The sequence below is a fragment of the Pueribacillus sp. YX66 genome (genome assembly GCF_041725775.1).
Taxonomy (GTDB): domain Bacteria; phylum Bacillota; class Bacilli; order Bacillales; family UBA6769; genus Pueribacillus.
Map to the genome: position 1 here is coordinate 82,727 of NZ_JBEUEL010000009.1, position 12,332 is coordinate 95,058.

The following is a 12,332-nucleotide window of genomic DNA, read 5'->3' on the forward strand; positions in this document are numbered from 1 at the left end:
ACACCTATATCTCTTGTAATGGCGCGGCCAGTCAATCGTTAAGCAAGTGTAATCATCCAACATAGCCTGGAAAGCTGAGGGTGATTGCTTTTTAATTTGCAGAAGCATGATTACAACCATAATCAAGGTTAAAACAAAGATGCCAAATGCAAAAGTGGTGTTTGCTACGTCTGCTGTAATCACGGACCTCCACCCTTCTAACGAAGGTATAAGGATCAGTCGCTTACTCAACTATGCAACTACATATTAATTGTAATTTTCAAATAACTATAAGCTGTTGTCACTCTTTCTATCTTTTCCTCATTGATACGACTCTGATCTTACACTATACTGAAAATAGATTGTTCAACATAGAATTGAAAGGGGAAAAAGGAATGACCGATACATTTCGTGCACTAGTTGTAAATAAAGACAACGAACAATTTTCAGCTGATGTGAAAACGCTTACGTTTGATGACTTGCCTGAAGGAGAAGTCACAATTCGAACAGCGTATTCAAGTGTAAATTATAAAGATGGACTTGCTTCGATTCCGAATGGAAATATTGTAAGTACATATCCTTTCGTACCTGGGATTGATTTAGCAGGAACGGTTGTATCATCAACAGATTCGCGCTTTAAAGAAGGTGATGAAGTCATTGCCACGAGCTATGAGATAGGGGTAACTCATTACGGTGGGTTTAGTGAATATGTAAGAGTGAAATCAGAGTGGGTTATTCCGTTGCCGAAAGGTCTTTCATTACAAGAAGCGATGGCATACGGAACAGCTGGGTTTACGGCTGCACTTTCGATTCAACGACTTGAAGAACATGGCGTTCGTCCTGACAGCGGTGAGGTTGTCGTAACAGGAGCTACGGGTGGAGTTGGAAGTTTAGCAGTTGCAATGTTAGCGAAGCTCGGTTACGATGTCGTTGCGAGTACAGGAAAAGCGAGTGAGCATGAGTATTTAAAAGGACTTGGAGCGAAAGACGTCGTCTCACGAGAAGAAATCAATCCAGAAAAAATCCGTCCGCTCGGAAAACAGCGCTGGGCAGGAGCGATCGATCCGGTTGGCGGTAAAACACTCGCTGCATTGTTAAGCAATACAAAGTACGGTGGAAGTGTTGCAGTAAGTGGACTCACAGGAGGTCCGAAAGTAGAAACAACGGTTTTCCCTTTCATTCTCCGTGGCGTAAACTTGCTCGGCATTGATTCCGTCTATTGCCCGATGGACATTCGGAAACCACTTTGGGAGCGAATGGCGACAGATTTAAAACCTGAGTCACTGCTAAGCGATATCGGTCAAGAAGTTGATTTGAATGGATTACCGAACGTCCTCTCCAGCATTCTAAAAGGCGAAGTCCGCGGTCGAACTATCGTAAAATTATCGTAAATTATGATTAACTGTTCAAAACTAGCACTGTATAGACTGCACCAGTATATGTATAGGCAAACTTAAACAAGCAGCGAGTTTTTAATTCGCTGCTTAATTAATTTAGGTTATGCTTCGCCGATTTTTTCATGTTACTTTGTAAGACGAATAAACAAAGCGTAAGCAAAAATCCACCGAGGATGAGTGCGCTAATAAACGATGTCACCCCATACCATTCGTAGCGGTTCCAAAAAAACCCTCCAACCGTTCCAAACACACTTGAACCCGTATAATAGAACAACAAATATAACGATGAGGCGTGTGCTTTATGATGAGTCGCATTCATTCCGACAGAACTGCTTGCAACTGTATGGCAGCTAAAAAATCCGTACGTAAAAAGAGCAATAGCAACGGTTTTCATAAACAGATGCGGGTGAAGTGTCAACAGTATTCCTCCTAGCATAAGGACTAATCCAATTACAAGTACTGTCATTCTTCCAATCCGATCCGCTAATCTCCCCATAACCGTTGAACTAATCGTTCCCATAATGTATAACAAAAAAATCCAGCTAACGAACGTGTGACTTAAGTAATACGGGGCTCCAAGCAAATAGTACGTCACGTAGTTATACAGCGTAACGAATCCGCCCATTAATAAAAATGCGAGACCGTACAAACAGAGAAGCCGAACATTTTTAAGATGCTCGAAGAGCGGATGAAACATTTCATGTAAGTTAAGTTTAGTCTGTTTCTTTTGATAACGAGGATTCGGCAATAATCTCCAAAACACGACTCCGCACAATAAAGACAACGCTCCAACGAAAAGCAATGCAATCTTCCAAGAAAAATAGTCTGCAAGAATGCCTGTCAATATTCTCCCTGTCATACCACCGATCGTGTTGCCAGCGAGATATAGTCCCATTGCAAGTCCGATCGTTCGCTTTGGAAATTCTTCAACGATGTATGCCATTGCAATCGCAGGCAAACCAGCAATCGTAATTCCAAGCAAAACACGCAAACCGAGCAATGCACTAAAACTTGGACTGAATGCGGAAAATACTGTAAGCAACGCCGATGTGATTAATGATAATGTCATGATTTGTTTTTTCCCAAACCGTTCAGAAACCCCTGCTGTAAACAGCATCGCGATTGCGAGCGTGGCCGTCGATACGGAAAGCGATAAACTTGCTATCGCTGGAGACACTTCGAACTGTTCAGAGAAAATCGGGAACAACGGCTGTGTTGTATATAAAAGTAGAAAGATCGCAAAGCCGCCTATAAACATCGCACTGCTCATTTTCCAAAATAATCGTCTATCAAAGTGTGTACCTACCATCTTAGATGCCTCCAACTGAAAAACACAAAAGCGCATGGCGCGCAAAATAAGTTCAAAGCACACAACTTAACTTACTACAGGTAACTGCGCTCGTCATCTGAAGCAATAAATAACACTTGCAAGATACCAAATCAGTGAAAACAATAAGTCACATTTCTCTACTATACCTTATCTTTTTATTTTTTTCTCCCTACATACGTTTGTTTTTGGTCATTATGAACGAACACGAGCGACTCTTTTCTAAGACTATAACGGGACGTACATCGTATTACATTAGTGTGGTTTTGTAGCAAATAACGGTATTGTGCCATTCGTAGCACTTTCGTTTCGAGATGATTACAGGTACTTTTGAAAAATAAACAAGAGCTTGACGCTTGTCCTTTTTTTCTAGTCATTCAATATGCGTATATGAAAGTCAAACGTTGAGTGATTGCTCGAAGATTCATGCGAAAAAAATCGCTAGTTCATCGCTAATCGCGATCAGCACACTTTCGCAAGCCCATCTCCCTCTTAATTCCTTCCATCACGATCATATAGAAACTATTCGCATAGTCATCAAAACGCGGTAACAACACCATCGTTTCATCGTTAATGTCATACTTTTGAATAACATCTGGCAGTGTTTATCTCTCCTTTCGTTTTTTATGTAAAAATATCGTTCGATTATTTTAAAATATTCCAATATTTCATATAATTTTCCTTTTATCACGTAAAGATTTTTAGAAAATAAACTTTCTTTAATAATCATTCGCTAGAAATCGAGATAGGAAAAAAACGCCGCTATCATTTATGTTAACTGTACCGCGGAATACAGGAAAAGCGCGCTTTTCAAAAAGGAAAAGTGATGAACAACAATTCATTTTATGATGTGTTTCAACAATATGAAAAAATGATTAAAAACCAAATTAAATCGTTAAACATTTACAAAAACTATGATGAATTTTATCAAATTGGGTTAATTGCATTATGGAAAGCCTGGCAAAACTATGATGACCGAAAAGGGAAATTTTCAGCGTATGCTTACGTAAGTGTTAGAGGAAGCATGCTTGATCAGCTTCGTAAAGACTCTCAATATGACGAGCGCTTTACCGTTGATTCAAACAAGTTGATGAATCAGGATTATGAAAGTTACTCAGAAACGTTATTAGACAAAGAGATGTTCGAAAGCTATTTGACGGCGTTAACAGAAAAGCAAAAAACGTGGGCCATTGAAGCGATTCTGAATGAAAAGACGTTTGCAGAAATCGCAAGCGAATACGGCACAACCGTTGAAGCTGTGAAGTCGTGGCGAAAAGGAGCATTAAAAAAACTAAGAAAACAAACCTCCTACAACGTTACGTAGAATTTCAGTTCATAGTCATTTATGAGCTTTTCTACAAATGACTAAAATGTACGCTGGAACGATAACTATGACATTTCTTTACCATTGTTTTATATGATGTATGTGTAACTTTTATAAGTATTATTCTCACATATTCCCGGCTAGTTTTAAATATTCTTTTCGACCTTACATCGCTACTTTTTTTCTCGTTTTTTTAGGGTTTCGCCGTTTTTCCAATTTTTTAGGAAAACATGCTTATCAATCTAAAAGACGAAATTTATATTCTAAAACATCGTTGGAATACGATGAAAACATCTCTTCAAAAATTGATTGATTACAAAAGAACAACATACATTGCTTTTGAATGAAATAAATCTGAAGAAATGTAAAAAGAAAGAACTCATGAACTATCCCAAGTCCTTTCATCTATAAAACCCGTCTCAAAGCGGGTTTTTAATTTGCTAACGTAATTTGAAATGTTTTTTCAAACCGGCCAGGATCCGTCAGCAGTCTTTGATATGTGAGCTTCTCCAAGCTTAGATTAACTAGGTAAGTATTTTTGACAATAAAATTTATATATCTAGGTCACTGAACTATTCTCATTTTGGAAGATGATGTCTGTACACAGCGTCATAAAATCGAGATCTGCTGTCTTTTTCATCGCATTGGGGATGGCTCTTCTCCGCTTTTTTGTCGCCGTGGCAGACGCCAACCGTATTGGTATGCAAGCATCCTTAAAAGGACGATAAGCGCCACAAGACTATATAAAACAAATTCACTTTCGGCAAACCCCATACCGACGATAAAACCACCAAGCATCGCCCAGACCGCATATAAATCCTTTCTAAAAATGAGAGGTTGTCGTCTTGCGAGCACATCGCGGATCACACCACCACCTACCCCTGTTAATGCTGCTGCAAGCACGACTGCGATAATCGGATGGTTCATTTCTTTCGCATACATGGCTCCTTGAATGGCAAAAGCGGCCAGTCCAATTGCATCAAAAAAAACAAACCATCGATTCCAACGTTCTAACCAATAATTCGGTAAAACAAAAACGATCGCAACCGCAACCGCTGCAATATAGAAAAGGATGCCTTGTTGCCAAACGAGCCCTAACGGAAGATCGATTAATAAATTCCGTGTAATCCCTCCACCGAAGGCCGTCGCAAACCCTAGTATGTAAACACCGAGAAGATCGTAGTCTTCTTCAATAGCGACAATCGCACCACTAATCGCAAACGCGATCGTACCGATTATATTTAACACGTCCCAAACCACGAATGGCTCCTCCTTACGCTGTTCCATGAAATTATAGTTTACCACAATCAAACCGATTTAATGGAATTTTTCAAGAATATTTATCAATGTCTCGCCTCATAAGTATAGACTTCTTTTCACGAACGATAAATCATCAAAAATTCTATTAAAGTTTAATATGAAATAAAAAACTAGAACTTCCAATGATTTAGATTTAGAAGTTCTAGTTCGTTTTATCATTTAACACGACATTTATTTCACTTTTTTTCTTTACTACTAAAAATAAGAGTACCGGATATTACACATAGTAAAAACAATAATAATAATCTTAACCAATCCATGATAAGCCAAAAGTCGCCGCCATTAACAATATTAGGACTTAAACCATACTCATCAACAAAAATACCTAAGTTCCAGAATAATTTTAGTGAAATGATTAAAGAAAAAAAGCTTAATAAAAATATTATAATGAATATGATCCTTTTCCCCATCACAAAAATCCCCTTGATCGCTATTGAAATTTCCAGCTCCATAACATAGTGAATCTAAATGTATTATAACTTGAATCCGAGAAAATGGCACGAATACAAAGGAAGTGATTTACGTACCGTTCGGTATACGGCGGTTCAATCAAGATTGATGTCGCAAAGTTTCATAAGATGATACTAGACTTTTGAGCGCCTGGGATCTCCAGTAGGTGTTGCCAAGAATTTTAACCAATAAATATTTGACTGTTGGATATTTGTCAGTATCCTTTACGACAGTTGCCCCATTCATAAGCCGATCCTTCCGGAATGGCCAGTCCAATCATGTCACCACGGACACCCTTACGTTAAGCTAACGGTTACTTCTCCCGTCACAGCTCGGGACTTGCACCCTATAGACTGCGCCCATGCTGGGCACACCAAACAAGCAACATTTCCTACGAAAGGAAATGTCGCTTTCATTCACTTTCTATTAAATGCTCTTCCAACTGTTTACGTATATTGTCGGGGATCGGCTCTTTCTGTTGCGTCTTTAGATTAAAATTCACATACACGGCTTTTCCCTTCGCACAGAGTGTCTCGTTTTGATGAATTTCTTCATATAAGACGAAACTCGTATTTCCGATCTTTTCAACCCATGTTTTTACGACCGCATCGTATCCGTAATAAAGTTGACTGACGAAGTCAACGGACGTATGTAAAATGATGCAACGCCAATTTTCAAATGAAAAGTCGGGTGTAAACATTTCGAAAATTTTGTTTCTCCCAGCTTCAAACCAAATCGGGATCGTCGTGTTATTAATGTGACCCGCTCCGTCTGTTTCACTAACACGCGGTTCGATCGTTGTTTCAAACAACGGCTATCTCTCCTATCTTGTTGTCATCGTTGAATCTTATAGTTCGTTCGGAAGTTTTCCTTCAAATGCTGCCTCGTAAATCGTAAATATATCCGCTCGTAATAATGGCTTCGGACTTCTCGCTAACAAACGTGTCTGTTTTACCGCATCATCTGTAAGCGATTCAAGAGCGGAACGTGGAATTTGAAAACCTTTCAATGTCGATGGGATCCCGACATCGCGTACGAGCGTTTCCATTCTTTTAACAAATAAATGTGACGCTTCAGCTAGAGTTTTACTCGTGTCACCGGAAAGGACTTCATATAAATACGCCATCTTCTTTACACAACTAGGACGAATATATGCCATCACGTACGGGAGTAACACGGCATTCGATTCCCCGTGTGGAATATGAAATTGTCCCCCAAGCGGATAGGCTAACGCATGAACACCAGCAACACCAGCATTAAAAAACGCGAGTCCTGCCATATAACTCCCCATACTCATGTTTGTCCGTGCTTCACGATCGCTTCCATTCTTCACAGCCCTTCGAAGTGAGTGATCGATAAGTCGGGCTGCTTGCAATGCTAGACCATCTGTCGTCGGACTTGCTTGTACTGATAAAAATGCTTCAACAGCATGAGTGAGTGCGTCAACTCCAGTCGCTGCTGTTACTTTTGCAGGCAGGGAAACCGTAAGTTCGGGGTCTACGATCGCGACATCTGCCATTAACCGATCATCGGTAATAACATCTTTCGTTGTCTCAAGTGATAAAACGGAAATGTTCGTCACTTCCGAACCTGTGCCCGACGTTGTCGGAATTAAAATCGTTGGAAGTCCGTTATTTTTTAACGATTTCGTTCCTGTTAAATTTAAATAATCTTTAACTGCACCGTCATGAGTCGCTAAAATCGCAGCAATTTTTGCAAGATCAAGTGTGCTTCCTCCACCTAAACCGATAATGAGTTCAAACTTCTCTGCTTTTGTATAGTCAACAAGCTTTTGTCCACATTCCAGTGGAGGTTCAGGTTCAACGTCGGTATAAATGTTAAGTTCATAGCCCTTTTCAATGAGTGGCTTTGTGACTTTGTCAACGAGTCCGATCTTCACTAAAATTTCGTCGGTCACACATAAAATTCGTTTCGCTTGAAACGATTTAACGGATGAAAGAAGTTGCTTGATCGAACCCCAACCTGTATAACTTAACGTTGGAAAAACAAGTTTAGAAACTACCATTTTAGTTCTCCTTTTTATAAGTACTTGTTTCTTTTGATGCGAAACCATCAATCATCGTCTCAACAATATATTTCGAATGCCACTCTTCTTCCGAAAGATCGATAAGCGGATAATGTTTTGGAAATAATTTTTTTGTTATTTCGTCAACGGACCAACCTTTTTCATGGAGGTACAAAATTTCTACTTTCTTTTCTTCAAGGTCATCAAATTTCATCTGCAACATTCGTTTCCCGTCTTTGACATGTCCAGCATGGCCACAAAACATATGGTCAAAATCGTAAGTAAGGACACGCTGGAGTGAATTCATTGTGTCACGTATATGCTCCCATGATAAAATGAGGCGCGTTTTCGGTGTAACGTAAATGTCCCCAGCAAATAACCAGCCTTTTTCTCGATTGTAATAAGCAACTTGATCGTATGCGTGCCCAGGAGTTTCAATCACTTCCCACGTAAAGTTACGCGTCTGAAATGTTTCTTGTATCGGTTGAACAGGAAAACCTTCATCTCTTAAGCCCCAGACGAACTGACGATAACGTGGATACGTTGCCGGCTTCGAACAAATGTCAATCGCATTTTTATGAGCGTATACAGGAATTCCACATTCGTTGGCTAACCAAGGTGCTGTACCGCAATGATCTTCGTGTGAATGAGTTAAACAGACGAAATCAATTTCGGTTTGTTTATAAAACGGGATGACGTGCTGAAGCATTTTCGGCGGACCCGTATCGACGAGCATCCCATCGACATAATATAAATAGCTTGTTCTCTGCATGTTCCCTAAGTGCCCAATTATCACATCTTCATGTTGGAACGTAGTAAGCATTGGAAAACCTCTTTATTATGACTTTTTCGAAAATTATCACGTGTCAACCGCCTGATATTCATATTCGCACAAACAAGCGATGAAAGTCTCTTTTTGTTAATTATAGCCGATTCCGTTTAATTATTGAAGAAACTTCTATACTAAAATAAGGTTCAAAATGCTGAGAGCACCCCGAACCTTACTGCTTGTAAATTATTGATATAATTCATCTAATGAATAGACAAGACCTTTTTCATCTTTAAAATAAACATCTTTTTTTGTAAATTGAGTTGGTGATTCGTGACCTGCTGCTGCAGCAATCCGGAATAAACCTTCGCGTAACGTAATTAAATAATTAGCAACACGGTGCTTTTTCTCTTCAACGACGAGTGCTTTTTCAAGATCTGGGTCGGTCGTTGCAACACCGACTGGACATTCATTCGTATGACATTTCAACGTTTGAATACATCCGACGGCAATCATAAAACCACGTGCAATGTTAACAAGGTCGGCTCCCATTGCAAGTGCAATTGCGATCCGATCTGGACTGAACAGCCTTCCAGACGCAATGATTTTAATTTGCTCGCGAATCCCGTACTTTCGTAACGCACTATCCATTAACGGTAACGCTGATTGGATCGGTAAGCCGACGCTATCCGCAAGTTCCTGATACGATGCTCCCGTTCCGCCTTCCCCGCCATCAACCGTTATAAAATCTGGACCTTTTCCAGTTTCCTTTATTGTTTTTGCAAGCTTATCCGCTTCATCTGGTGAGCCTACGACAACTTTCATTCCTACTGGCTTCCCAGTCACGTCACGAATTTTTTCGATCATTTCAAATGCAGATGGCAAATCAGGAAAGTCTCTAAATCGATTTGGGCTATCAATCGTTTTATACGGTTCGACTCTCCGAATTTCTGCGATTTCCGGTGTGACTTTCTCACCGTCAACGTGACCACCCCGAACTTTTGCGCCTTGCCCAAACTTTAATTCGTAAGCTTTAATTTGTGGAATTTCATTTTTCCGTTTAAGCTCTTCCCAATCGAATTTTCCATCACCATCTCGGACTCCGAATAAACCAGGACCAATTTGAAAAATAACGTCCGTTCCCCCGGTGAGATGATACGGCGACAGTCCACCTTCTCCTGAGTTCATCCAGCTACCTTCCGCCATAGCGATCCCTTCAGATAATGCTGTAATCGCATTTTTCCCAAGTGATCCGTAGCTCATCGCTGACATGCCAATTTGACCTTTCACAATGAATGGCTGTCTTGTGTTCGGACCGATAACAATCGCGTTTTCATCATCAAGTAAAAATGCTTGTGACATATGTTTTTCAAAAACTTCTTCCCGTCTCTTAAACATTGGTTCATTGATAACGGTATATCGCTTCGTTTCAACGACTGCTTTGTCATTAATTTTTAATTCGGAAATCAGCTTCGGAAGCATTGCATTTTTTATGTAAAACCCAGGTTCATCAAAATTTTTCGTTGAGCCGAACCCGATAATATCTTGCTTATATTTAGCACTTTTAACGACGTGCTGATAGTCAGCCCGTGAAAACGGACGTGCTTCCCGATCACTGTTAAACCAATATTGGCGAAATTCAGGACCGATTTGTTCTAGAAAATATCTCATCCGTCCGAGCAACGGATAGTTTCTTAACACTGGGCTTGCCGCTTGTTTTTTGTCAAAATAATAAAGGATAACGCCTGTTACGACAATAACGAGAGTAAGTAAAACGAGACCAATAAAAAAGATGATAATAAACCAATCGGCAATATTCAATTACGTTCCTCCTCGCGGTTTTAAAAAAATGTCCATTCTTGTCACATTATGTAAATCCATCATACCAAAAAAAAGCCTCGTTCAATAGAATGAACGAAGCTTTTACTATTATTAAACGAGTTTAAAATTAATTGTTCCTTTAATGACTGCTTTTCCACCTTGATTTTCAGCTACGACATTAAAGACGAGAACGTCATCATTTTTTTCAGAGAGTTCCGCTTTTAATGTGATGACGTCGTCAATAAACACCATGCCCGCAAAACGGATAGCATAATCTTGAACAAATCCTTCTTCATGATAAGGGGTAAACAGCTTCGCTAAGTTCCCCATCGTCCACATACCATGAGCGATGATGCCAGGCAGACCAGCTTTTTTTGCTGCTTCATCGATCGTATGTATCGGGTTAAAGTCCCCAGATGCACCGGAATATTTGATTAAATCCATACGTGATACAGGTGCTAATTCGACCGGTTGAAGCGAATCGCTAACTTGGAGATTTGCTAACGTGCTCATGCGTTCATCCCCTTTCTCACAGCTTCATTAATAATAACGACGGATCTTGATTTAAAAATTGTGTTGCCGTTTTCGTCTTCACCGTTATTTTCTGTAACGAGAAAGCTCATTGTTCCACTTTTTCCTGTTTTCTCATAGTAATCTTTAACTTCCGTGTAGCAGTAAACGTCTTCACCAACATAAAGAGGACGCTCATAATGGAAACTTTGTTCCCCATGAATGAGTCCTTGTTTCGGAAGTTTTAGCTCTTCAATCGTTCCAAAATTGAGCGTACGTGCGAATGTAACAGGTGCAATGTTTTTTCCATAGCGTGAGTTTTTTGCATAGTCTTCATCGACAAAAATCGGATGTTCGTCACCGATCGAATGAGCGAATTTACGAACTGCCCCACGCTCGATTGTGTTCAACACTTTTTCTGAGCGTTTGCCAATCAAATCTTTGAACATTGTCTGTCCCCCTCGTATTTTTTTAAATAAAAATTAATCTTTTGGACCACCAGCAACATAGATAACTTGACCGTTTACGAATCCAGATGCTTCATCACAGAAAAATGCGACAGCGTTTGCAATATCTTCAGGTTTGCCACTACGAGCAACTGGAATTTGCGAAATCGCCCCTTGAACGAATTTATCAAAAGGCACTCCAACTCTTTCTGCCGTTGCTTTCGTCATTTCTGTTTCAATGAAACCAGGTGCAACAGAGTTTGTCGTGACCCCATATTTACCTAGCTCAATTGCAAGTGCTTTCGTAAAACCTTGAAGACCCGCTTTTGCAGCTGCATAGTTTGCTTGACCACGATTTCCTTGGGCAGACGTCGATGAAATGTTTACGATACGTCCATATTTTTGCTCAACCATATACTTTTGTGCTGCACGTGCACAGTTGAATGAACCTTTCAAGTGAACGTCCATCACTAGTTGCCAATCTTCGTCTGTCATTTTAAAAAGCAAGTTGTCACGAATAATTCCAGCGTTGTTAACGAGAATATCAACTTTTCCAAATTGATCGGCGACAGCTTTCACTGATGCTTCTACCTGTTCAGCGTCAGCAACGTTTGTTACTTGTGTCATCACTTCGAAGCCTTTATCACGAAGTTCTTTCGCACCTTGCTCCAACGCTTCTTCGTTAATGTCAAAAATTGCGACTTTTGCGCCTTCTTCTGCAAATTTCGTTGCAATTCCGAGTCCAATACCCCGGCTTCCTCCTGTTACAATTGCAACTCTACCGTCAAATCTTCCCATCTGAATGACTCCTCCTTTTTTCTGTTTAAACACTTAAAAAAATCTACATCTTTAACATACCGAGTATTCAGTTTGTTGTCAAAGCATTATATGTGTAATATTTTACTCGGGGGATATTTTCACCTTATTTACTAGCCAAAAAAGAGAAGGCACTCTATCATAAAA

The 12,332-nt window shown here is 39.9% G+C and carries 11 protein-coding genes; 2 read left to right on the forward strand and 9 right to left on the reverse strand.

Annotated features, from left to right (window positions below):
• Positions 1–374 precede the first annotated feature (374 nt).
• Positions 375–1,370 carry an NADPH:quinone oxidoreductase family protein gene (locus ABU914_RS06190; protein ID WP_379668862.1) on the forward strand — a complete coding sequence of 332 codons (996 nt, stop codon included), beginning with the start codon at positions 375–377 and terminating at the stop codon, positions 1,368–1,370.
• A 97-nt stretch (positions 1,371–1,467) separates the two neighbouring features.
• Here ABU914_RS06190 and ABU914_RS06195 read toward each other — a convergent pair whose 3' ends face one another.
• Positions 1,468–2,685, reverse strand: a complete 1,218-nt coding sequence (locus ABU914_RS06195) for an MFS transporter (RefSeq protein ID WP_379668863.1) — start codon at positions 2,683–2,685, stop codon at positions 1,468–1,470.
• An 844-nt stretch (positions 2,686–3,529) separates the two neighbouring features.
• On the opposite strand from ABU914_RS06195, the gene ABU914_RS06200 reads away from it, so the two are divergent.
• A complete protein-coding gene (locus ABU914_RS06200; protein ID WP_379668864.1) occupies positions 3,530–4,027 on the forward strand; it encodes a sigma-70 family RNA polymerase sigma factor in 498 nt (165 codons plus the stop codon).
• Between the two features lie 636 nt (positions 4,028–4,663).
• On the opposite strand, the gene ABU914_RS06205 is transcribed toward ABU914_RS06200, so the two are convergent.
• The 8 genes from ABU914_RS06205 to ABU914_RS06240 all read right to left on the reverse strand — a co-directional run bounded on the left by ABU914_RS06205 (position 4,664) and on the right by ABU914_RS06240 (position 12,167).
• Positions 4,664–5,287 carry a trimeric intracellular cation channel family protein gene (locus ABU914_RS06205; RefSeq protein WP_379668865.1) on the reverse strand — a complete coding sequence of 208 codons (624 nt, stop codon included), beginning with the start codon at positions 5,285–5,287 and terminating at the stop codon, positions 4,664–4,666.
• A gap of 922 nt (positions 5,288–6,209) precedes the next feature.
• Positions 6,210–6,608 carry an acyl-CoA thioesterase gene (locus ABU914_RS06210; protein WP_379668866.1) on the reverse strand — a complete coding sequence of 133 codons (399 nt, stop codon included), beginning with the start codon at positions 6,606–6,608 and terminating at the stop codon, positions 6,210–6,212.
• A 36-nt stretch (positions 6,609–6,644) separates the two neighbouring features.
• Complete coding sequence (locus tag ABU914_RS06215) at positions 6,645–7,823, reverse strand: iron-containing alcohol dehydrogenase (RefSeq protein ID WP_379668867.1); 1,179 nt, start codon at positions 7,821–7,823, stop codon at positions 6,645–6,647.
• Between the two features lies 1 nt (position 7,824).
• On the reverse strand, positions 7,825–8,646 hold the full coding sequence (locus ABU914_RS06220) for an MBL fold metallo-hydrolase (RefSeq protein WP_379668868.1): 822 nt from the start codon (positions 8,644–8,646) through the stop codon (positions 7,825–7,827).
• Positions 8,647–8,838: 192 nt separating this feature from the next.
• Positions 8,839–10,413: an FMN-binding glutamate synthase family protein gene (locus ABU914_RS06225; protein ID WP_379668869.1), complete on the reverse strand. Its 1,575-nt coding sequence runs from the start codon at positions 10,411–10,413 to the stop codon at positions 8,839–8,841.
• Between the two features lie 111 nt (positions 10,414–10,524).
• The gene (locus ABU914_RS06230; protein ID WP_379668870.1) at positions 10,525–10,926 is read right to left on the reverse strand and encodes a MaoC/PaaZ C-terminal domain-containing protein; all 402 of its coding nucleotides are present in this window, start codon (positions 10,924–10,926) and stop codon (positions 10,525–10,527) included.
• Complete coding sequence (locus tag ABU914_RS06235) at positions 10,923–11,372, reverse strand: MaoC family dehydratase N-terminal domain-containing protein (RefSeq protein ID WP_379668871.1); 450 nt, start codon at positions 11,370–11,372, stop codon at positions 10,923–10,925. Before ABU914_RS06235 ends, ABU914_RS06230 begins: the two co-directional genes overlap by 4 nt.
• Before the next feature lie 33 nt (positions 11,373–11,405).
• Positions 11,406–12,167, reverse strand: coding sequence for an SDR family NAD(P)-dependent oxidoreductase (locus ABU914_RS06240; protein WP_379668872.1), 762 nt, complete (start codon positions 12,165–12,167; stop codon positions 11,406–11,408).
• Positions 12,168–12,332: the final 165 nt, after the last annotated feature.